Consider the following 21,650-nt stretch of genomic DNA (forward strand, 5'->3'; position numbering starts at 1 on the left):
CGGGGCGTGGCCTACGCGTGTGGACGGGGTCTGCGCTCCGGCACGCCAGGAAAAACCTTTCGCCCAATGCGAACCTCGGGGGAGGGCTGGACGTCCAAGAGAGCGCGACGGAAACCATCCGGGCACGTGTGCCGGGAGTCGCGATGCCCCGGTGCGGAGGACGGCCGCATCGGGGCGCCGCCCATCGGGACGAGGAAGGGCGGGGTGGGGTATGCGCCCACCGAGAATGTCCTAGCCTTTGGCTGTGCGTATCGCGACATGGAATGTGAACAGCGCCCGGGCCCGGGCCGAGCGAATCGGCGCCTGGCTGGACCGGAGCGACGTCGACGTCCTGGCCGTCCAGGAGACCAAGGCCAGGGACGACCAGTTCCCCGCGTCGGTCTTCACCGACCGCGGCTATGAGGTGGCCCATCACGGCCTGTCCCAGTGGAACGGGGTCGCGATCGCCTCCCGCGTCGGGATCGACGACGTCCGGATCGGTTTCCCGGGCCAGCCCGGCTACGGCGACCCCGAGGAGGCCGAGGCCCGCGCCATCGGCGCCACCTGTGCGGGCGTGCGGGTGTGGAGCCTGTACGTGCCCAACGGGCGTGAGGTCGGCCATCCCCACTACGACTACAAGCTCTGTTGGCTGGAGGCGTTGCGCGAGGCGGGCAGCGCCGACCTGGCCGCCGATCCCCGGGCGCAGATCGCCTACATGGGCGACTTCAACATCGCCCCCCGCGACGAGGACGTGTGGGACATGGCCGAGTTCGAGGGCAGCACCCACGTCACCGCCCCCGAGCGCGCGGCCTTTGAGAAACTGGTCGGTGCCGGGTTCGAGGACGTGGCCCGCCCCCACACCCCGGGACCCGGTGTGTACACCTACTGGGACTACAAGGGACTGTCCTTCCCCAAGCGCAAGGGCATGCGCATCGACTTCGTCCTGGCCTCCCCCGCGCTGCGTGAGCGTGTGAGCGGCGCGAGCGTGGACCGCGAGGAGCGCAAGGGCAAGGGAGCCTCCGACCACGCCCCGGTCATCGTGGGCCTGGACGGGGACGAGGGTCAGGCCAGGCCCAAGGAGGCGACCACATGAGTGCGGCGCCGCGTATCTCGGTCTTCGGCAGCGTGAACATGGACCTGGTCGCCTACGTCGACCGGGTTCCCGGCAGCGGTGAGACGGTCACCGGCACGGCCTTCCGTCAGGTTCCGGGGGGCAAGGGCGCCAACCAGGCGGTCGCGGCCGCCCGGGTCGGCGCCGAGGTGGCCTTCCTCGGAGCGGTGGGGGAGGACGCCTTCGGTGAGGAGTTGCGGGCCAACCTGGTCGACCACGGCGTCGACGTGTCCGGACTGCGTACCGTGCCCGGAGTGTCGGGGGTGGCGCACATCGTGGTGGACGGCGATGGCGGGAACTCGATCATCGTCGTTCCCGGAGCCAACGGTGAGGTCACCGGTGTGGCGGAGGGGGACGCCGCGACCATCGAGGGCGGCGCGGCCCTGCTGCTCCAGCTCGAACTGCCCATGAAGGCGGTGGTCTCGGCCGCGCGTACCGGTCGGGACCTGGGCGTCCCGGTCTACCTGACCCCCGCTCCGGCGCGTGAACTGCCCGACGAACTCCTGTCGGCGGTGGACGTGCTGGTCCCCAACCAGCACGAGGCGGCCGCGATCACGGGTCGCGAGGATCCGTACGAGGCGCTCACGGCGCTGCTGGAGATCGTTCCTGAGGTACTGCTGACCCTGGGCGGGGACGGTTCCCTGCACGGTCGTCGCGGTGGTGAACCGGTGCACGTTCCCGCCCGCCGGGTGAAGGCCGTGGACACCACGGCTGCGGGTGACACCTTCTGCGGCTCCTTCGCGGTCGCCAGGGCGCAGGGGCGCGGCCCCGAGGAGGCCATGCGGTTCGCCGCTGCGGCGGCCTCGCTCTCGGTCCAGCGGCACGGAGCCAGTTCGTCGATGCCCACCCGGGACGAGGTGGAGGCCCTGCTGGAGGGCTGAGTCGTCCCCCGCCCGGCGGTCCGGACGCCGGTCACGCCCGAGTGCGGGGTCCGGTCGGCGACCGTGGAGACGTGCGTATGGAGGAGGCCGGGGCGGACACCGCCCCGGCCTCCTTTCCGCGTGGTGGACGCGCGCGCCCGCCGTCACATGTGTTCGGGGGCCTCCACGCCCAGCAGGTCCAGGCCCTGGACCAGGACGCGGAACGCCACCGCGACCAGCGCCAGGCGCGACTCGCGCTCGGCCTCGGTGTCCGCGGTCAGCACCGGGCAGTGCTCGTAGAACGCCGTCAACGACTGCGCCAGATCGAACAGGTAGGAGGACAGACGGTGCGGCTGGAGCAGGTCGCCGACCTGGGCCACCACGGCGCCGAACTCCAACAGCTTGAGGGCCAGGGCACGCTCGGCCTCCTGGGAGACGGTGATCCGCCCCCGGGCCTCGGACAGCTCCAGACCGCCCTTGCGGAAGATGGAGCGGATCCGTGCCTGGGCGTATTGCAGGTAGGGGCCGGTGTTGCCGTTCAGAGCCAGCATCCGGTCGAAGTCGAACGTGTACTCGGTGTCGTGCGCCACCGAGAGATCGGCGTACTTGACCGCACCGATGCCGACCATGCGGGCGATCTCGTCCCGGCTCGCGGCGTCCAGGTCGGGCCGGTTCTGCGCGACCACCGCCCCGGCCCGCTCGACCGCCTCGTCCAACAGCGCCATGAGGCGGAGCGGGGCGCCGCTGCGGGTGCGCAGGATCTTGCCGTCGGCACCGAGCACGTTGCCGATCTGCACGTGGACGGTCTCGACGTTGTCGGGCAGCCATCCGGCCTTGCGCGCGGTGGCCCACACCATCTTGAAGTGCATGGCCTGCGGGGCGCCGACCACGTACAGGATGCGATCGGCCTTGAGGTCGTCCACGCGGTGGCGGACGGTGGCCAGGTCGGTGGTGGCGTAGCCGTAGCCGCCGTCGCTCTTGCGCACGATCAACGGGACGGGCTTGTCCTCACGGCCGGTGAAGCCTTCGAGGAAGACGCACAGGGCGCCGTCGCTGATCTCGGCGATGCCCTTGGACTCCAGCTCCTCGCACACGTCGGCGAGCATGTCGTTGTACGTGCTCTCCCCGGCGAGGTCGTCGTCGGTGAGGGTGACCCCGAGCCTGTCGTAGACCTTGTTGAAGTAGACCTTCGACAGGCCCACGAGTTTGCGCCACAGGCGCAGTGTCTCCTCGTCGCCGTTCTGGAGCAGGACCACGCGGCGTCGGGCACGCGCGGCGAAGTCCTCCGGTCCGGGGCCGGAGGAGTCGAACTCGTTGCGGGCCGCCTGGTAGAAGGCGTTGGGGTCGGTGGTGACCAGATCCGCCTCGGGGGAGTCCTCGCCCACCGCGAGCAGGTGCTCGATGAGCATGCCGAAGGGCGTGCCCCAGTCACCGATGTGGTTCTGACGGATGACGTTGTGTCCCAGGAACTCCAGAACCCGTGCCAGTGAGTCGCCGACCACGGTGGTGCGCAGGTGCCCGACGTGCATCTCCTTGGCCACGTTGGGCGCGGAGTAGTCCAGCGGGATGTTCTGGCCGTCCTGGAGGGGCGCTCCGAGTCGTGGGTCGTCCAGGAGCCGACGCGTCCGCTCGGCGATCCAGTCCTCGCGCAGGGTCAGGTTGATGAACCCCGGTCCGCTGACCTCGACGTCACGGCAGACGTCGGACACGTCCAGCTTCTCCATGATCGCCGCGGAGACCTCGCGCGGCTTTCGGCCCAGTCGCTTGGCGAGCGCCAGCGCGACGTTCGCCTGGTAGTCGGCGAACTGGGACGGGCGGATGACGGGGTCGGTGTCGGCGAACTCGGGGCCGAAGGCGGCGCCGAGGGCGGACTGGACCCGTCGCGAGAGTACTTCCTGCGGGTCGGCCATGCCTCCAGCGTACCGATCACGGACCCCTCTCCCGTACGGACGGCCGGTCAGGGCGACTCGGACTGCTCACCGGCCTTGGATCCGGAGGGTTCGGACTGGGCCAGTCGGTGCAACCAGTGGGATGGGCGGGTGTGCACCCGGCGGCGGATCTGCTCACCGATCCGCCCACCCGCCAGGTCGTGCGCCAGTTGGCAGGCGCGCGCCACGCCCCAGGCACGGCTGTCGCCGTGCGCGATGACCACGGTCCCGTTCAGTCCCAGCAGCGCGGCGCCGCCGTAGGACTCGCTGTCCAACCGCTCGCGCAGGTTCCGCAGCGCCTTGCGTTGCAGGAGCGTCCCCGCCTTGGCCGCCATCGAGGAGGTGAGCGCCGCGCGTACGGCCTCCATCGCGAACGCAGCCGCGCCCTCCACTGACTTCAGCGCCACGTTTCCGGTGTGACCGTCGGTCACCACCACGTCGACCTTGCGCGCCAGCAGGTCATGGCCCTCGATGTTGCCGCGAAAGTCCATCGCCGGCGTGTTCTCCGCGGTGGCCGACAGCAGCTCCGTCGCCCGACGCACGAGTTTGTTGCCCTTGCCCGGTTCCGACCCGATGGTCAGTACCCCCACCCGTGGCCTGTGCACCCCGAACGCCGTCTGAGCGTAGGCGCAGCCCAGATGCGCGAACTGCACCAGCATCTCCGGTTTGGCGTCGGCGTTGGCCCCGGCGTCGACCATGATCGTCGGTGTCTCACCGGTGGGCAGGGTCACGGCCAGGGCCGGCCGCAGGACACCGGGTTGGGTGCGAAGCCGCACCGTCGAGGTGGCCACGATCCCCCCGGTGGAGCCGGCCGAGACCAGTGCCTGGGCGTCTCCTCGGCGGATCAGGCGGCAGGAGACCGCCGCGCTGGAGCGGGGGCGCCGCCAGCTGGCCAGCGCGCCCTCGTGCATCGCCAGGTTGTCCTCGGCGTGTACCACGGGGATCTCGCGCAGAGCGTCCTCCTCCGCGAGCAGTGCGGTCACCTCGGTCCGCCGCCCCACGAGCACCACGCGTAGGCCGAGTTCGCGTACGGCGAGCACGGCGCCCCGGACGACCTCCGTGGGAGCGTTGTCGCCTCCCATCGCGTCCACGGCGATGGTCGGCGGCGACGCCGGCAGCGCCACGGGTGCCTCCGCGTCGGATGTACCAGTCAACTGTTCCCTCATGGGTGTGGTGGGCGGATGAGCGCGCGTTCCGCGCGCGGTACGCACTGATCCTGGCACTGGCGGGACGACGGGGCACGCCCAAGGCGCGTGGGATGTGCGGTGTCACGGTACCGGTCGCGCGAAGGCTCCGTCGTGAGATGTGTCAGTGTCCCCATGGGAGGATACTTCCTATATGTCCAGGTCAATCATGGACTTACCGCACTATGGGTACAAAAGCCCCGAATGGGGTATGACCGCCCGTTGGTCCGGAGTCTCATCACACTACGGACATGCGTGACAACCACATCGAACCCTTCCGGCGCCCCCCGCACGGGGAGGCGTCGGATCAGGGCTTCCTGGACTGATCTCAGGAGGTCCCTCATACCCGCAGAGAGGAGAGGCGTGAGCGTTACGCCAGACGTGGCACAGTCCCCGTCCGCCGGACGTCGGTTTCGTGCCTATACGACGAAACATCTGGACGAGCTCACCGCGCGAGCCGGTCTCGCCGCCGATGAGCGACTCGCGGTGCAGGCGGTGGCCAGCGTGCTGCCGTTCCGCGTCAACAGCTACGTCGTCGACGAACTGATCGACTGGGACGCGGCTCCCGACGACCCGATCTATCGCCTGGTCTTTCCGCAGGCGGACATGCTGCCCTCGGCGGACGTGTCCAGGATCGCCGACCTTCTGCGTTCCGGTGCCTCGCGTAAGGAGTTGAACGAGGCCGCCAACCAGGTTCGCGCCCGCCTGAACCCGCATCCCGCGGGGCAGATGGACCTCAACGTGCCCAAGTTGGCCAACGAGGAGCCCATCCCCGGTGTTCAGCACAAGTACAGGGAGACCGTGCTCTTCTTCCCCAAACAGGGGCAGACCTGTCACGCGTACTGCACGTACTGCTTCCGCTGGGCCCAGTTCGTGGGCGACGCCGACCTGAAGTTCGCCTCCAGCGAGATCGATCAGCTCGTCGATTACGTCCGTTCGCACCCCGAGGTCACCAGTGTGCTGTTCACCGGTGGCGACCCGATGATCATGGGCGAGGGTGTGATCTCCAAGTACATCGAGCCGCTGCTGGAGATCGAGCACCTGGAGGCCATCCGTATCGGTACGAAGGCACTGGCCTACTGGCCGCAGCGCTTCGTCACCGATCCCGACGCCGACGACACCCTTCGTCTGTTCGAGAAGGTCGTGGCCTCGGGCAAGAACCTCGCGTTCATGGCCCACTTCTCGCACCCGAACGAGATGCGGCCCGAGCTCGTCCAGGAGGCGGTGCGCCGCATCCGCTCGACCGGAGCCGTCATCCGTACCCAGGCCCCGCTGATCCGCACGATCAACGACGATCCCGCGGTGTGGGAGAGCATGTGGCGCACCCACCTGCGGCACGGCATGGTTCCCTACTACATGTTCGTCGAGCGCGACACCGGCCCGCAGGACTACTTCGCCGTGCCGCTCGCGGAGGCCTACGAGATCTTCCGTAACGCCTACAAGAACGTGTCCGGTCTGGCCCGTACGGTGCGCGGACCGTCGATGTCGGCGACACCGGGCAAGGTGTGCGTGGACGGCATCGCGGAGGTGGGGGACGAGAAGGTGTTCGTCCTGCACTTCATCCAGGCTCGGGACCCCGAACTGGTCGGCAGGCCCTTCTTCGCCGAGTACGACGAGAAGGCCGCGTGGCTGTTCGATCTCAAGCCCGCGTTGGGCGCCACCCACTTCCCGTGGGACCGGACGCGGTCCGGCGCCGCCGGGGGCCTGGTGGATCCCACACGGCTGTAGCCTCCGGCGCCGCCTGACCGGATCCACGGCCACGGGCGGTGTCCCTCGACCGAGGCGAACGGGAGGACGTCCCGTCCCAGGGGAATTGGAGCGTCCCTGGGGCGGGCGGCTCCCGGCACGCCGAGAGTGGGGACGCCGGCCGCGACGGCGGTCGAGCGACCGAACACAACGGAGCCCGGCACCTGCGCAGGTGCCGGGCTCCGTGCGTGTCCGCGTCGTGGACGGAGAAGCCGCTGGGCGGTTCGGGGTGGTCACAGCGGCTATCGACGCGGACGTTCTCCGAGATGGTCTGAGAGGGGAGGGTGCCGTGCCCGCCCCGTGGGGGAGAGAGGTGCTCGGGGTGCGAACGCCCGTCCGCGGGGACGGGTCGGGGTCACCGCAGAAGGCCGTCGAAGTCCCCGGTCTTGGCCCCCCGCACGAAGGCGTCGATCTCGTCGGGGGTGTAGATGAGGGCGGGGCCCTGGGGATCGCGCGAGTTCCGTACGGCGATGTCCCCGTCGGGAAGGGTGGCGACCTCGACACAGTTCCCGTTGGGGTTGCTCCAGCTGCTCTTGGTCCACACGACCTTCGGCAGGCGGTTCGCGGGAACGCCGTTGTAGATCGGATGCATCTCAACCTCCTGGAGCTTCTGGGGACTGGTGAGCGGGGGTGTCCACCGCGGTCGTCCGGACCGCCGCGTCCGTCGCGCCGAACGGCGGGGTCCTTCGCGTGGGCCTTGGCCTCCCCACGGGCGGGCCGCGTCCACCGATGGTTCCTTCGTTCCCTGTGCGAGCCAAAGCGTAGCCCATGCACGTGCATTGGTACTTACCGAGGTAAGCACTTATGCAAGAACACAGGACGCCGTGTGTGCGGAATCGCATGTCATGGCCCTTGGGGCCCCGGTTCGTGCGGTCCGTTCGTCCAGAGATCGTTCTCCACTCGTGGCCGAAGGCGGCCACGCGGGAACCGGGGGCGGGAGCACAAAGCGAACGCCCGGACGCGGAGAGCGACCAGGCGTGGAGAAGGGAGCGAGCGACGGGGCCGAAGAAGGCGAGGCGAGGCCCCGTCAGGGGGCTCGGAAGCGCGGTGGAGGGAAAGGGAGGGGAGGTCGGTGACGGGGGTCCGTGGTCAGGAGTAGCGCTCCAGGAACCCCTGGAGGATCCTCTCCGTCTCGCCGGGCGGTGGTGCCTGGGTGGCGAGTCTGTCCATCGTCTGCGCGTAGCGATGGGTGTCGTCGTACTTGTCGAAGTACAGCGCGCTGTTGAGCTGTTCCAGATAGACCACGTCGGGCAACTGGGGAGTGGGGAAGCGCAGAATGCTGAACGGACCGCCCGCCGCGGGGTGACCGCCCATCGAGAAGGTGGCCACCTGGATGGTGATGTTGGGGCGCCGCGCCATCGCGATGAGGTGCTCGATCTGCCCGCGCATCACCTCCGGGTCGCCGTAGGGGCGGTGCAGCACGGCCTCGTCGATGACCGCCCACAGACGGGGGGCCTCGGGCTCGGTGAACCTGCGCTGGCGGTGCATGCGCATCTGCACGCGGTTGTCGACGTCCTCCTCGGAGGTCGCGCTCCCCGACAGTCGGATGACCGACCGGGCGTAGTCTTGGCTCTGGAGCAGGCCGGGCACGAACTGGACCTCGAAGGTACGGATGACCGAGGCGGCCTCCTCCAGGCCGACGTACACGCTGAACCAGTTCGGCAGCACGTCGCCGTACTTGTGCCACCAGCCCTGGGCGTTGGCACTGGAGACCAGGTCGAGGAGGGCCTCGCGCTGGTCGACGTCGTCCACCCCGTAGAGCTTGAGCAGGTCCTCCACGTCGCGGCGCTTGAAGCTGACCTGGCCCAGTTCCATGCGACTGATCTTGGCGTGGGAAGCGCGGATGGCGTATCCGGCGTCGTGCCTGGAGATGCCCTTGGCCTGACGCAACCGTCTCAGCTGAGTTCCCAGAAGAATGCGAAGGACTGTGGGGCCACCGCTGGAATTGGCCAGGAAATCCTGGCTGACCTGGAGATTCGGTACGTGATCGGCGACCACATCGCCTCCCGTGTAGCGGATTTGGCGCGAGCGACGAATCAGTATACCCGCGTGGTCGAGTTACGGACAGAAGTGTTCGGAGATAGTGCTGTGTTCCCTGAGGAGCGTTATGTGAACGATGTAGGCCTGAGTACTGATCAGTCAATTCTTGGTAAGGGGCCTACCACGAAGGGTGTTTCGTCCTATAGTCTAGGTCAAACGTCGATCTGCACGTGCATCTGTGCCTTACAGATGTAAGCCACGATGGCCCTGCGGACAGCATCGCCCGACATCACACTCGTAAGGATCGTGATGAACGCAGAGCTGGTGTCCTCGGATATCGCCTCCGAGGTCTCCTGGAGCCGCCGCTCGCTCACCCAGGCGTCGCACACCCTCCTGGGCGGTTGGTGGCACGAGCCGCTGGGCCGTGTCGCCCTCGGCGGGAGCGCGCGCACGCCGAACGCCGCCGGCTGGGCGTTCGCGTCGGTCCCCGGATCGGTGCGCGAGGCGCGCGAGGCCGCTGCCCGGGCACTGCGAGAATGGGGACGTCCGGATGTGATGGAGGACGTCCGTCTCATCGTCTCGGAGCTGGTCGGCAACGCCTGCCGCCACGCTCGTGCCGAGACCGCCGAGCCCGGGACGGAACGCGTCGTGGTCCAATTGCGCCACCTGGGCATGAGGGGCGGAGTGGTGTGCATGGTGGCGGACTCCAGCGAAAAAGCGCCGGTCAGGATGGAGGCCCACCATTTCGCCGAGTCGGGGCGAGGCCTCGGGCTCGTGTCGGCTTTCAGCAGCGAATGGGGCTGGAAAACCCTCCCGGGTCGCGGAAAGATCGTTTGGGCGATATGTGGTGGTAAGGACTGATTTGCGCCCCCTGGGTATTCGGTGGCGCACGCGTCGCGGCCGTGGATGACATCGCTACGCCGCCCGAGACGAGTAGGCTGTCAGGGCATGTCGGTATTTGACCGATCGCGTCCTGAGTGGAGTTTCCTACGCTGGATCCCGGGAGTGAGGCGTGGCCGTGCTGGACACGGAGCAGGACCAGTTCGTCTGTGACGGGATCGCCGTTGTCGAACTGGACGGCGAGATCGACATCGCCACGGCAGAGGAGGCGTTCACCCGTATCACGACCACGGCGGTGGAGAACTGCGTGGTCGTCGACCTGTCCGCGGTCGAGTTCATCGACGCCTCCGGCGTCAACGCCCTGGTGCGGTCCCTACAGACCGCGACGAGGGCCGGGCACCATCTTCTTCTGGCCTGTCCGCCTCGGCAGCTGGTCCGCATACTCACGGTCCTGGGACTGACCGGGCTCCTGCGGACGCACGTCGACGTCGCCGCGGCCATCGCCGCCCACGAGGGGGCCGGCGGTCAGACCACGTACTGACCCCGCTTCCGGCCGGCGCGGAGGCGTGCCCGCGGTCGTCCGACGAGCACGCCCCCGGCGGGACCACTTATTCGACCGTGACGCTCTTGGCCAGGTTGCGCGGCCGGTCCACGTCGTTGCCCTTGGCCAGGGCCAACTCGCACGCGAACACCTGCATCGGGATGGTGGAGACGATCGGCTGGAGCAGGGTCGGCACCGCCGGGATCTCGATGAGCACGTCCGAGTAGGGCCGGACGGACTCGTCCCCCTCCTCGGCGATCACGATGGTGCGGGCGCCGCGTGCGCGCACCTCCTGGATGTTGGACACGACCTTGTCGTGCAGCACGCTGCGGCCCTTGGGGGAGGGCACCACGATGACGACCGGCAGACCGTCCTCGATGAGTGCGATCGGACCGTGTTTGAGCTCACCGGCGGCGAACGCCTCGGCGTGCATGTACGCCAGTTCCTTGAGCTTGAGAGCGCCCTCCAACGCCACGGGGTAGCCCACGTGACGGCCGAGGAACAGCACGGTGTCCGCTCCCGCCAGCGACCGGGCCAGCTCGCGGACCGGTTCCACCGTGCCCAGGACCCGCTCCACCTGTTCGGGCATAGCAGCCAGCTGGGCGATCACGGTGTTGATCTCGTCGCCGAACTTCAGCCCGCGCACCTGGGCCAGGTACAGACCGACCAGGTAGCAGGCGGCGAGCTGGGTGAGGAAGGTCTTGGTGGCGGCCACGCCGACCTCCGGACCCGCGTGGGTGTACAGCACGCCGTCGGACTCACGCGGAATCGTCGACCCATTGACGTTGCAGATGGCCAGGACCCGGGCGCGCTGCTCACGGGCGTAACGGACCGCCATCAAGGTGTCCATGCTCTCGCCGGACTGGGAGATGGCGATGACCAGGGTCTGCTGGTCCAGGATCGGGTCCCGGTACCGGAACTCGCTGGCCACCTCGACCTCGCACGGAACACGGCACCAGTGCTCGATCGCGTACTTGGCGATCAGGCCCGCGTGGAAGGAGGTCCCACAGGCGATGATGACGATCTTCTCGACGGAGCGCAGGTCGGCGGGGGACAGCCGCATCTCGTCCAGGGAGAGCCGGCCGTCGGCCGACACGCGTCCGAGGAGGGTGTCGGCCACCGCCCGCGGTTGCTCGACGATCTCCTTGAGCATGAAGTAGTCGAATCCGCCCTTCTCGGCGGCCGAGACGTCCCAGTCCACGTGGTACTCGTTCACCTCGACGGGAGCGCCGTCGTAGTCGGTGACGGTCACGGAGTCGGCACGTAGTTCCACGACCTGGTCCTGGCCCAGTTCGACCGCCTCGCGGGTGTGCGCGATGAACGCGGCCACGTCGCTGGCCAGGAAGTTCTCACCCTCACCGAGACCGACGACCAGCGGTGAGTTGCGGCGGGCGGCCACGACCAGGCCGGGATCGGCCACGGAGGTGGCGACGAGGGTGAACGCGCCCTCCAGGCGCTTGCACACCGAGCGCATGGCCGCGGCGAGGTCACCGTGCTCGGCCACCTCCAGCGCGAGCAGGTGCGCGGTCACCTCGGTGTCGGTGTCGGAGACGAACTTGCAGCCCTTCTCCTCCAACTCCAGGCGCAGCGTCGCGAAGTTCTCGATGATCCCGTTGTGGACGACGGCGACACGGCGTTCGTCGTCCACGTGGGGGTGGGCGTTGACGTCGTTGGGAGCGCCGTGGGTGGCCCAGCGCGTGTGCCCGATGCCGGCTCCGTCACCGTTGATCGGACGCTTCTCCAACGCCTCGCGCAGGTTGGCGAGCTTGCCCGCTCTCTTCTCGGTGTGCAGGGCGCCGTCGCCCAGCACCGCCACACCCGCGGAGTCATATCCGCGGTACTCCAACCTCGCGAGGCCGTCCACGACGACCTCCAGCGCCGGTTGCGGCCCGACGTAGCCAACGATTCCGCACATGGGCGCCAGCGTAGGGGAGAAAGGGACGGGAATCGACCAACCACCTCTCCATACCACTGGCTGTTTTCGCAGGTAGCGGTATAGACCATTTGGTGCACTGGAGATAGACCACGCAGGTGGGAGCGAGGTGTGGGCGCGGAGTGGAACCGGTTCCACCCTCGCTGGAACCAGAAGAAAAAAATCTGGGTCCGTGTCGCTGAAAGTGTGCTTTCGGGCACGTTCGTTCCCCGGAGCCAGGGTTGGGGGGACCACGTGACCGGTGCGGTGAGATGCCTCGTCTAGTGTGGTCAACCGTGTCTCACGCGACGAAGAACGGCTTCTCCACGCCGTACGTGGAACTGGACCGGGCGGCCTGGGCGGCGCTCCGGGCCTCCACGCCCCTTTCCCTGACCGAGACGGACCTCGCCGAGCTTCGCGGAACCACCGACCCCACCTCCCTGGACGACGTGCGGGACGTCTACCTGCCGTTGTCACGTCTGCTCAACCTGTACGTGGGCGCGACCCAGCAGCGGCACGCCGCGGTGCGCGCCTTCCTCGGGGAGTCCGGTCGCCCCTCACCGTTCATCATCGGTGTGGCGGGCAGTGTCGCGGTGGGCAAGTCCACCACGGCGCGGTTGCTGCGCTCCCTGCTCGCCCAGTGGCCCAACCACCCGAACGTGGAGCTGGTGAGCACCGACAACTTCCTCCACCCCAACGCGGTCCTGGAGGCGCGAGGGCTGATGCGGCGGAAGGGTTTCCCGGAGAGCTACGACCGCCGCGCGCTGGTGCGCTTCGTGTCGGAGATGAAGGCGGGCGCCGACCGCATCGACATCCCCGTCTACTCGCACCTGCGCTACGACGTCGTCCGGGGCGAACGGCAGACCGTACGCCGCCCCGACATCCTCATCGTGGAGGGCATCAACGTCCTCCAGCCGGCCGCCGCCGGGCACATGGCCGTGGCCGACTTCTTCGACTTCTCCATCTACGTGGACGCCAAGGTCGAGAACATCCGGGCCTGGTACCTCGACCGTTTCCGGGAACTGCGCCGCACGGCCTTCTCCGACCCCCGTTCCTACTTCCACCACATGGCCACCAGCACCCGGGAGGAGGACGCCCTCCAGTTCGCGTCCGACACCTGGCGCACCATCAACGAGGTCAACCTCATCGAGAACATCCGTCCCACCCGGGGCCGGGCCACCCTGGTCCTGTACAAGGGCGAGGACCATCGTGTCCGCAGGGTGCGCCTGCGCAAGACCTGACCCCCGTCCCCCCGCCCTCGCCCCCGTCCTTCCCGACTGGAAGGCCCCATGCGTGCCGACCCCTTCGTGGCGTCCCACGCACCTCGCCTCCCCCGAAGACGCGGGGAAGTGGTTCGACCACGCTCCGACGGTCGGGTAGGGTGGACCCTCTTTTCGGCCGCACGCCCCAAGGGGCGTGGTGCGCTCTCACGGATCGGAACGAACCGGGCCCCCGTGGCGACCGGGGCGGGACCCGCGCACGCGTGCCGACGCGTCACCGTCCCGCCGAGCCCTCCGAGGTCGCCGCATGTCCACGATCGATCCCTCGACCCCACCGGTGGATCCGCGACTCCAAGCCGAGCGCGATCACCTCACCGCCGCCCGCGAAGCCCTCCGGCGGATGCGCCGCGACGTCGAGGACAGCGAACTCGTCCTCGGCGACGTCGTCAACGACAAGGTCACCAACGCGGCCCTGCGGCGCGGTCGCGAGCGCCGTCTGGCCGCCCTGGCCGACGTCCCCGGCACCCCGCCGTTCTTCGGCCGTCTGGACTTCGAGCCCGGCACGGTCTTCCTGGAGGACGGGCCGTCCGGATCCGCCGACGCCGAAGACGCCCCGACCCCCGAGGTCGACCGGGTGCACGTCGGCCGCCGGCACATCCACGACGCCGACGGACGGCCCATGGTCCTGGACTGGCGCGCGCCCCTGTGCGCCGCCTACTACCGGGCCTCGCCCGGCGACCGGATGGGGGTGCGGGCGCGCCGTCGTTACGGCTTCACCACCCTCGACCACGGATCGCGCACCGACCCGGAGGTGGTGCTCACCGCGTTCGAGGACGAGGACCTCACCTCCTCCCCGGATGGAGCGCGACAGCACACCGGCGCACTCCTCAGCGCCGAGATCGAGCGTCCCCGCACCGGCCCCATGCGCGACATCGTCGCCACCATCCAGCCCGAGCAGGACGGACTGGTCCGTGCCCCGCTGTCCACCACCCTGTGCGTACAGGGCGCGCCCGGTACCGGCAAGACCGCCGTCGGCCTGCACCGCGTCGCCTTCCTGCTCTACACCGAGCGTGAACGCCTCTCCCGGTCCGGAGTGGCGATCGTGGGGCCCAACCGCTCCTTCCTCTCCTACATCCGCGACGTCCTGCCGGCCCTGGGCGAGGTCGACGTCCAACAGACCACCGTCACCGAGATGCTCACCGCCGGGCTTCCCGAACGCGCCCGCCCCGCCGCCGGATGGGTGCGCCGGGTGGAGGAACCCGGCGCCGCCAGGATCAAGGGCGGGGCGGTCATGGCCGAGGTGCTCCGCCGTGACCTGTGGTCCCGTCTACGCGCCCCTGAGGAGACCGTCGTGGTCCGCAGAGGATCACGACGCCTGCGCCTGTACCCCGAGGACCTGCGCCCCCTCCTCGACGAGCTGGCCACACGCGGTGTCGCCTACGGCGCGGGCCGGGAACTGCTCTCCCACCGCATCGCGCACACCGTCCTGTCGCTCATGGAGAGTCAGGGGGAGGTCTGCGACGACCGCACCCACGCACAGGTGCGCCGGGATCCCGCCGTGCGCTCGGCGGTCACGGCCATGTGGCCCAAGGCCGATCCGCTCACACTGGTCCTCGGACTGCTCACGGACCCCCGGCGCCTCGCCAGGGCGGCCGAAGGTCTGCTGACCGCCGACGAGCAGACCGCGATCCTGCTCCCCGGTGATCCTCGCGGCCCCAAGTCGGCCCGCTGGTCGGAGGAGGACCTCGCGCTCATCGACGAGGCCGCCGCGCTGATCGAACGCCCCGCCGGCCTCGGCCACATCGTGGTGGACGAGGCCCAGGACCTCAGCCCCATGCAGTGCAGGGCCCTCGGCCGCCGCTGCGTGTCCGGGTCGTTCACCGTGCTGGGCGACATCGCCCAGGGCACGAGTCCCTCCGCCGCGACCGACTGGTCCACGCTCATGGAACACCTCGGCAAACCCACCGGTCACCTGAGCGTCCTGAACCGTGGTTACCGGGTCCCCGCCCAGATCATCGACTTCGCCGCCCGCCTGTTGCCGACCATCGCGCCGGTCCCGGGACGCTCCCTCACACGGCCCGCCGACCACCCCTTCGCGCCCACGGCCGTGCGCCGTGCGCCCGGGGCGCTCCGCCTCACACGGGCCGAGGGCGACCTCGCCGCCTCCGTCGCCGACGCCTGCCGTGACGCGCTCAGGGGGGAGGGATCCGTCGGCCTCATCGCCGCCGACGCCGACCTGCCCGCGCTGAAGGAGAGGCTCGAGACCGAGGGGCTTTCGACGCCGGTACTCGGGGAGGAGGGAGTCGAGGCGGACGCCGGTCGCCTGGTCGCGGTGCCCGCGGGCCTGGCCAAGGGCCTGGAGTTCGACGCGGTCGTGGTCGTGGAGCCCGCCGCCATCGTGGAGGCGGAGGAACGCGGCGCCAATCGGCTCTACGTGGTGCTCACCCGTGCCGTCAGCGCCCTGCACGTCGTGCACGCCCGTCCCCTGCCGGAGGTCCTGCGAGTCAGCCACTGACCCTTGTGCGGTGGACGTCCCGGGTCCGCCGCCATGGTCCCGACAACAGACCCGTCGCCAGCAGCCACAGGGCCACCGTCACCAGGTGCGCGCGCTGGGCGAAGCCGAACACGACCCCCGGATCGCCGTCGCCCGAGGTCACGTGGATCCGTACGGCCATGACGGCCAGGGTCACGGCCGCGACCGACTGGAGCACGGCCAGGAGCGCCACCAGTGGCCACGTGCGGTCGTGACGGCGTCGTCGGTCCAGTGCCAGGAGGATCACACCGGCCATCGCGGACAGGAGCGCCGTCGCCGCCACCACCGCCTGCGCGGGGGTGGCGCCGGGCACCCCCTCCACCAGCGACTCCGCCGTGCACACCACGTCGGTGGAGACCACGCACGGTCCCGGCAACAGGGTCGCGACCAACGACGCCACGCCGAACACGACCATGGACCACCACGAGGCGGTCAGTAGGTGACCGGTCTCCCGCGCCCCCAGGCCGAGCCCCAGACCGGCGGCGAGTATCACCAGGATCGCCGCGGTGCGGTTCGCGCTTTCGAGGAACCGGGCGAAGGTGGACCCCTGGTCGGCCAGGGCGCCCTGCGCGGCACCGCTGGGCAGCATGACCTCCAGGACCCACAGGCTGTACACGATCGCGGCCACCACCGCCGCGACCCTTCCGTCCCGGTGGTCCCAGTGCAGCTGTGCGGAGTGCGGCATCATGCCCCCCTGTCCTCACGGGCGGTCCCGTGTCCCATGGGGGAGGAGTACCCATGCGGCGCCCTCGGATCCGCCGTTGTCATGGGACGATACGCCCTTCGTCCCCCGGCGTCACCCAACTCGCGGCGGCACCGTTATCCGCGGTCGGGTGTTCCTACGGCATGATCGGGAAACACCGGCCAAGGAGCGGTGAAAACGGGGATCGACTGACGAGAAGGGCGCACGCATGGACGGCGCATCCACGGCGCGATGGGTGATCGTGGGAGTCGACGGGACCGATTCCAGCCGCCACGCGCTGGAATGGTCGGCGCATCAGGCGATGCTGCGCGGGCTCGGAGTGAGGATCGTCGCGGCGGCCGGGGCGTTGGCCTCCGTCGGTGTGTTCGCCGAGCGCACACGGGTCGACCCGGGGACGTCCCCGGGCGGGACCGGGCTCCAGGGCGCCGAACACCTCCTGGAGTACGCGAGCGACTGGGTGTCCCGGCTCTTCCCCGAACTGCGGGTGGAGACCCGTCTGTCCCGCGCCCGCCCGGCCGACGCCCTGCTCACGGAGGCCTCGGTGGAGGGCGCCGTCGCGGTGGTGGTGGGTTCACGCGGACTGAGCGGGATCGTGGCCGCCTTCGTCGGCTCCGTCGGCATCGAACTGGCCGCGCGCTCTCCCGTTCCGGTCATCGTGCTGCCTCATGAGCACGCCTCCGCGCATGGGGTGCGGGGGAGGATCATCGTCGGTGTCGACGGTTCCGAACCCAGTGTGCGGGCCCTCGACTTCGCCTTCGCGCAGGCCGAGTTCGCCGAGACCGAACTGGTCGCGGTGAGCGCCTGGCAGCCGTTGGTGGCCTTCGCCGCCGCCACCGGCCCCATCCCTCCCGAGCTGTTCGACGACGCGACCGCCGCCGAGGCCGCGCGGCAGGCGTTGGAGGAGGAGCTGGCCGACGCCCGACTGCGCCATCCGGGGGTCGCGGTGAGCACACGGGTGGTGCGCGCCCACCCCGTGGTCGCCCTGTTGGAGGAGGCCACCCCCGCCGATCTCATCGTGGTGGGCTCGCGTGGCCGGGGTGGTTTCCGTGGGCTGCTGCTCGGCTCCGTGAGCCACTCCGTCCTGCACGGAGCCAAAGGTCCCGTGGCGATCCTGCGCTGACCTCCTCCGGTGCCCACATGCCCGCCCACGTGGTCCGATGCCCTTCTCGGAGGGCGGGTCCAAGGACACTGGTCTAGTTCCGTCCACGCAACCCCCTTCCGAGGATGTGACAAATGGCACGCTGTGTCACTTCTGGAGGGAGAAACCCCCTGTTCTCGGGGGAATCGGCTCCGAGCAGTAGTGGAGTGGGCGCCGTGTGAGCCCCTGCCTACCCGGTGGTAGGACAACCGGATCCCTTGCTACGCAGGAATTCCTGGTCTTCGCGTGTTCCTTTAATAGACCATTGGACTATACCAATTGGTCACCGCGGGGTCTCGTCGTTCATGATGCGAGAGATCTCGATCTTAAGGAGCCGCTGTGACTGTCGTGGGGACCGAAGTGGGCACCGCCCCGACCGATAACGAAGAACTCATCTCCTGGGTTCGTGAGGTCGCCGAGCTCACCCAGCCGGACGAGATCGTGTGGTGTGACGGTTCGGAGCAGGAGTGGACCCGCCTGACCGACCAGCTGGTCGAGCAGGGGACCTTCATCCGCCTGAACCCTGACAAACGCCCCAACAGCTTCTACTGCAAATCCGACCCGACCGACGTCGCGCGCGTCGAGGACCGCACCTTCATCTGCTCCGAGCGCGAGGAGGACGCGGGCCCGACCAACAACTGGATCGCCCCGGACGAGATGCGCGCCACCTTCGGCGAGGTCTTCCGCGGCGCGATGCGCGGACGCACCATGTACGTCGTGCCCTTCTGCATGGGTCCGCTGGGAGGCGACATCTCCCAGCTCGGCGTCGAGATCACCGACTCGCCGTACGTGGTGGTGTCCATGCGCATCATGGCCCGCATGGGCACCCCCGCCCTACGCCTGATCGAGGAGCGCGGGGAGTTCGTCAAGGCCGTCCACTCGGTGGGCGCCCCGTTGGAGCCCGGTCAGCAGGACGTGGCCTGGCCGTGCAACTCCACCAAGTACATCTCGCACTTCCCCGAGACCCGCGAGATCTGGTCCTACGGTTCGGGCTACGGCGGCAACGCCCTGCTCGGCAAGAAGTGCTACGCGCTGCGCATCGCCTCGGTGATGGCCCGCGACGAGGGCTGGCTCGCCGAGCACATGCTCATCCTCAAGGTCACCCCGCCCAAGGGGAAGGCCCACTACGTCGCCGCCGCCTTCCCGAGCGCCTGTGGCAAGACCAACCTCGCCATGCTCCAGCCGACCATCCCCGGGTGGAAGGTGGAGACCGTCGGCGACGACATCGCCTGGATGCGCTTCGACGCCCAGGGGCGGCTGCGCGCCATCAACCCCGAGGCCGGTTTCTTCGGCGTCGCGCCCGGTACCGGTGAGAAGACCAACGCCAACGCCGTGAAGACGCTGTGGGGCAACAGCATCTTCACCAACGTCGCCCTGACCGATGACGGCGACGTGTGGTGGGAGGGCCTGACCGAGGAGCCGCCCGCGGGTCTCACCGACTGGAAGGGCCGCCCCTGGACCCCGGACTCCGACGAGCCCGCGGCCCACCCGAACTCCCGGTTCACCACCCCGGCGGGCCAGGCGCCCACCATCGCCGACGAGTGGGAGGACCCGGCGGGCGTGCCCATCTCGGCCATCCTGTTCGGCGGTCGTCGCGCCACGGCCGTACCGCTGGTCACCGAGTCCTTCGACTGGCAGCACGGCGTGTACCTGGGCGCCAACGTCTCCTCGGAGAAGACCGCCGCGGCCGAGGGCTCCGTCGGCGAGCTGCGCCGTGACCCCTTCGCGATGCTGCCGTTCTGCGGCTACAACATGGGCGACTACTTCGCCCACTGGGTGAAGCTGGGCAAGGAGGCCGACGAGTCCAAGCTGCCCCGCATCTTCTACGTCAACTGGTTCAAGAAGGACGCGGACGGCCGCATCGTGTGGCCCGGCTTCGGCGAGAACAGCCGCGTCATCAAGTGGATCATCGAGCGCCTGGAGGGCGAGGCCGACGCGGTCGAGACCCCGATCGGCCGGGTGCCGACCGCGGAAGCCATCGACACCGAGGGCCTGGACATCTCCGCCGAGGACCTGGAGTTCGTCCTGGAGGTGGACAACGACGTCTGGAAGCAGGAGGCGGCCCTGGTACCGGAGTTCTTCAAGACCTTCGGCGACCACCTGCCCGAGGAGCTGTGGGACGAGTACCACGCCCTGCTCAAGCGTCTGGGGGACTGATCGGGCCGACGGTCCGAACGGAGGACCACCGATGTGAGGGGGCGCGGGCACGAGAGTGCCCGCGCCCCCTCACCCGTCTCCCCCGATCCAGGTGGACCGTCCGCAGGGGACGGGCGTGCTACGGGGGCGAGGCGACCGGTCCTCGCGGCCCTTCCCCGGTCTCGCGCGCCCAGGCGACATTTCCGGGCGTTCTTACTTTCCGCTGAGAAGGCGTCCCGGAGCGTGTTACGGATGGACTCGATCCGGTCCCTCCTCCTCTGGGAATACGCATGATGACGCTGCTTCTCGTCCTCGCAGTCCTGGCCGCCATGGTGCTCGGCGCCCTCCTCGCCGCCCGTAGGTTCCGTGTCGACGACGAGTCCACGGGGGGTGCCGTCAGTGTCGTCGTCGCCCCCTGTGTGCTCGCGCTCTACCTCGCGTCGGCGGCGATGGGGGTGGTGATCGGATGGGAGCACTTCACCGGAGCCGAGGACGGGATGATCGACGAGGTGGGCGCGGCCGAGTCCCTGTACTGGAGCACGGCCGCCTTCCCCGACGACGAGGCGGAGGCGGTGCGTCAGCGGTTGCGCGCCTACATGACCACGGTCGTGGAGGAGGACTGGCCGAGGATGCGGGACAGCGGGGAGTTGAGCGACGAGGGCGACCAGGCACTCGCCGCCCTGGCCGCGTCCGTGCGGGCGCTGTCGGTGTCCGACACCGGTGACGGGCTGGACCGTCTCACCGCGCGCCAGGAACTCGCCGAGCTCACCGACGCGCGTATCGAACGAGCCGACGCCGCAGGGGACGAGATCCCGCCCTTCCTGAACGCCGTCGCGGCCCTTTCCGCCGTCGCCGTGGCGGTGCTGCCGTTCGCCATGCTCCGGCAGCGCTCGGCCGTGGCCTACTTCTGGGCCTCGGTCAACCTGGTGTTCGTCTTCGCCACCATCGTGATGCTGTTCTACCTGGGCAACCCCTTCACCGGCGTCCTGGCCCACGACGCGGGTGCGATCCAGGAGGCGCTGGCCGGCTTCGACCGGACCGACGCCGCCCTGGATCCGCAGTGACCGGGACCCTCGCCGCTCAGCCGGCGGGCCGCGCTGCGGCGCGGCCCGCACCCGCGGCGACCACGGCGACGACCACCACGAGCACCACCATGGTGCGCATGGGGGTGAAGGCGCCGGTGGGTCGCTGCGCCGAGGAGGTCGAGGTGTCCGCCAGGAGCTGCTCCCGGACGACCTCCTCCGTCACGGTCGGCACGGGCGGTGGCGCGGAGGGTTCCACGGGGGCCGGCGCACGTTCTTCGGAGACCAGGACCGGAGCGACGTGGACGGGCTCGGGCTCGGCCTCCACCTCCGTGGGCGCCCTCCTCTCGGGCTCGCCGGGAACCGGTTCCTGGGGAGCGGGCTCCTCGGGAACGGGCTCCTCGGGAACGGGTTCCACCGGCGGCTCCTCGGGGGCGGGTTCCACCGGCGGCGGCTCCTGAGGCGGCGGGGGAACGGGAGGAGGCTCGGGCGAGGAGTCGCACGGGGGCGCCTCGCCCACACCGACCTTCACCCGCACCCCGTTGGCGCACACCAGCACATAGGAGCCCGGGTCGATCTCCACCAGCGCGCCCGGCGTCCTCACACCGACCCCGTCGGGCCCCACCTCCACGGCGGTGTCCGGTGGGTCGCCTTCCATGGCGTGCGCGGAGGAGGCACCACCGGAGAACAGAAGCGCGCTCACGGCGAGCAACGCGGGAAGGAAACGACGGGAGGGGGGCATGTGACTCCTCGTGTCGCTGTCAGGGCACGTGGTGATCGTACGTGGCCGGCGCGCTCACCGCACCCGAAACCGCCC

At 69.6% G+C, this 21,650-nt stretch carries 17 protein-coding genes; 10 read left to right on the top strand and 7 right to left on the bottom strand.

Going from position 1 to position 21,650, the window contains the following annotated elements; all coding sequences use genetic code 11:
- Positions 1 to 244 precede the first annotated feature (244 nt).
- Positions 245 to 1,072, top strand: coding sequence for an exodeoxyribonuclease III (locus PFX91_RS05130; protein ID WP_285729788.1), 828 nt, complete (start codon positions 245 to 247; stop codon positions 1,070 to 1,072).
- Positions 1,069 to 1,971, top strand: coding sequence for a ribokinase (gene rbsK, locus PFX91_RS05135; RefSeq protein WP_285729789.1), 903 nt, complete (start codon positions 1,069 to 1,071; stop codon positions 1,969 to 1,971). The genes PFX91_RS05130 and rbsK overlap by 4 nt, the downstream gene beginning before the upstream one ends.
- Positions 1,972 to 2,114: 143 nt before the next feature.
- On the opposite strand, the gene argS is transcribed toward rbsK, so the two are convergent.
- Positions 2,115 to 3,860 (bottom strand): arginine--tRNA ligase, encoded by a 1,746-nt coding sequence (gene argS / locus PFX91_RS05140; protein ID WP_285729791.1) that lies wholly within the window; start codon positions 3,858 to 3,860, stop codon positions 2,115 to 2,117.
- A 47-nt stretch (positions 3,861 to 3,907) separates the two neighbouring features.
- A complete protein-coding gene (gene plsX / locus PFX91_RS05145; protein ID WP_285729792.1) occupies positions 3,908 to 5,032 on the bottom strand; it encodes a phosphate acyltransferase PlsX in 1,125 nt (374 codons plus the stop codon).
- Between the two features lie 516 nt (positions 5,033 to 5,548).
- Here plsX and PFX91_RS05150 point away from each other — a divergent pair.
- Entirely contained in the window at positions 5,549 to 6,790 is a 1,242-nt protein-coding gene (locus PFX91_RS05150) for a KamA family radical SAM protein (protein ID WP_502888259.1), read from the top strand.
- A 373-nt stretch (positions 6,791 to 7,163) separates the two neighbouring features.
- Here the strand turns inward: PFX91_RS05150 and PFX91_RS05155 are convergent, their stop codons facing one another.
- Complete coding sequence (locus tag PFX91_RS05155; protein ID WP_285729793.1) at positions 7,164 to 7,400, bottom strand: DUF397 domain-containing protein; 237 nt, start codon at positions 7,398 to 7,400, stop codon at positions 7,164 to 7,166.
- Between the two features lie 497 nt (positions 7,401 to 7,897).
- On the bottom strand, positions 7,898 to 8,806 hold the full coding sequence (locus tag PFX91_RS05160; protein ID WP_285729794.1) for a Sco1979 family transcriptional regulator: 909 nt from the start codon (positions 8,804 to 8,806) through the stop codon (positions 7,898 to 7,900).
- A 291-nt stretch (positions 8,807 to 9,097) separates the two neighbouring features.
- Here PFX91_RS05160 and PFX91_RS05165 point away from each other — a divergent pair, with 291 nt between their 5' ends.
- Together PFX91_RS05165 and PFX91_RS05170 are read left to right on the top strand one after the other, a co-directional pair.
- The gene (locus PFX91_RS05165) at positions 9,098 to 9,649 is read left to right on the top strand and encodes an ATP-binding protein (RefSeq protein ID WP_285729795.1); all 552 of its coding nucleotides are present in this window, start codon (positions 9,098 to 9,100) and stop codon (positions 9,647 to 9,649) included.
- Between the two features lie 151 nt (positions 9,650 to 9,800).
- Positions 9,801 to 10,169: an STAS domain-containing protein gene (locus PFX91_RS05170; RefSeq protein ID WP_285729796.1), complete on the top strand. Its 369-nt coding sequence runs from the start codon at positions 9,801 to 9,803 to the stop codon at positions 10,167 to 10,169.
- A gap of 67 nt (positions 10,170 to 10,236) precedes the next feature.
- On the opposite strand, the gene glmS is transcribed toward PFX91_RS05170, so the two are convergent.
- On the bottom strand, positions 10,237 to 12,084 hold the full coding sequence (gene glmS, locus PFX91_RS05175) for a glutamine--fructose-6-phosphate transaminase (isomerizing) (protein ID WP_285729797.1): 1,848 nt from the start codon (positions 12,082 to 12,084) through the stop codon (positions 10,237 to 10,239).
- A 332-nt stretch (positions 12,085 to 12,416) separates the two neighbouring features.
- Here glmS and coaA point away from each other — a divergent pair, with 332 nt between their 5' ends.
- Positions 12,417 to 13,322 carry a type I pantothenate kinase gene (gene coaA / locus PFX91_RS05180; protein ID WP_285730080.1) on the top strand — a complete coding sequence of 302 codons (906 nt, stop codon included), beginning with the start codon at positions 12,417 to 12,419 and terminating at the stop codon, positions 13,320 to 13,322.
- Between the two features lie 286 nt (positions 13,323 to 13,608).
- Positions 13,609 to 15,816 carry a HelD family protein gene (locus PFX91_RS05185; protein WP_285729798.1) on the top strand — a complete coding sequence of 736 codons (2,208 nt, stop codon included), beginning with the start codon at positions 13,609 to 13,611 and terminating at the stop codon, positions 15,814 to 15,816.
- On the opposite strand, the gene PFX91_RS05190 is transcribed toward PFX91_RS05185, so the two are convergent.
- Positions 15,806 to 16,519: a DUF998 domain-containing protein gene (locus PFX91_RS05190; protein ID WP_285730081.1), complete on the bottom strand. Its 714-nt coding sequence runs from the start codon at positions 16,517 to 16,519 to the stop codon at positions 15,806 to 15,808. The two genes, PFX91_RS05185 and PFX91_RS05190, sit on opposite strands and share 11 nt — an antisense overlap.
- A gap of 226 nt (positions 16,520 to 16,745) precedes the next feature.
- Here PFX91_RS05190 and PFX91_RS05195 point away from each other — a divergent pair, with 226 nt between their 5' ends.
- The 3 genes from PFX91_RS05195 to PFX91_RS05205 all read left to right on the top strand — a co-directional run bounded on the left by PFX91_RS05195 (position 16,746) and on the right by PFX91_RS05205 (position 20,875).
- A complete protein-coding gene (locus PFX91_RS05195; protein WP_285729799.1) occupies positions 16,746 to 17,657 on the top strand; it encodes a universal stress protein in 912 nt (303 codons plus the stop codon).
- A gap of 366 nt (positions 17,658 to 18,023) precedes the next feature.
- On the top strand, positions 18,024 to 19,832 hold the full coding sequence (locus tag PFX91_RS05200; RefSeq protein WP_285730082.1) for a phosphoenolpyruvate carboxykinase (GTP): 1,809 nt from the start codon (positions 18,024 to 18,026) through the stop codon (positions 19,830 to 19,832).
- A 269-nt stretch (positions 19,833 to 20,101) separates the two neighbouring features.
- A complete protein-coding gene (locus PFX91_RS05205) occupies positions 20,102 to 20,875 on the top strand; it encodes a bestrophin-like domain (RefSeq protein ID WP_285729800.1) in 774 nt (257 codons plus the stop codon).
- A 16-nt stretch (positions 20,876 to 20,891) separates the two neighbouring features.
- Here PFX91_RS05205 and PFX91_RS05210 read toward each other — a convergent pair whose 3' ends face one another.
- On the bottom strand, positions 20,892 to 21,575 hold the full coding sequence (locus tag PFX91_RS05210; RefSeq protein WP_285729801.1) for a hypothetical protein: 684 nt from the start codon (positions 21,573 to 21,575) through the stop codon (positions 20,892 to 20,894).
- Positions 21,576 to 21,650 lie beyond the last annotated feature (75 nt).

Origin of the sequence: Nocardiopsis sp. ATB16-24 (assembly GCF_030271535.1) — a bacterium.
In the GTDB taxonomy this organism is placed as follows: Bacteria; Actinomycetota; Actinomycetes; order Streptosporangiales; family Streptosporangiaceae; genus Nocardiopsis.

Coding starts and splice junctions, on each gene's coding strand:
- rbsK (WP_285729789.1), top strand. CDS start 1,069: ATGAGTGCGGCGCCGCGTATCTCGGTCTTCGGCAGCGTGAACATGGAC.
- argS (WP_285729791.1), bottom strand. CDS start 3,860: ATGGCCGACCCGCAGGAAGTACTCTCGCGACGGGTCCAGTCCGCCCTC.
- PFX91_RS05155 (WP_285729793.1), bottom strand. CDS start 7,400: ATGCATCCGATCTACAACGGCGTTCCCGCGAACCGCCTGCCGAAGGTC.
- PFX91_RS05165 (WP_285729795.1), top strand. CDS start 9,098: ATGAACGCAGAGCTGGTGTCCTCGGATATCGCCTCCGAGGTCTCCTGG.
- glmS (WP_285729797.1), bottom strand. CDS start 12,084: ATGTGCGGAATCGTTGGCTACGTCGGGCCGCAACCGGCGCTGGAGGTC.
- PFX91_RS05185 (WP_285729798.1), top strand. CDS start 13,609: ATGTCCACGATCGATCCCTCGACCCCACCGGTGGATCCGCGACTCCAA.
- PFX91_RS05190 (WP_285730081.1), bottom strand. CDS start 16,519: ATGCCGCACTCCGCACAGCTGCACTGGGACCACCGGGACGGAAGGGTC.
- PFX91_RS05195 (WP_285729799.1), top strand. CDS start 16,746: ATGGACGGCGCATCCACGGCGCGATGGGTGATCGTGGGAGTCGACGGG.
- PFX91_RS05205 (WP_285729800.1), top strand. CDS start 20,102: ATGATGACGCTGCTTCTCGTCCTCGCAGTCCTGGCCGCCATGGTGCTC.
- PFX91_RS05210 (WP_285729801.1), bottom strand. CDS start 21,575: ATGCCCCCCTCCCGTCGTTTCCTTCCCGCGTTGCTCGCCGTGAGCGCG.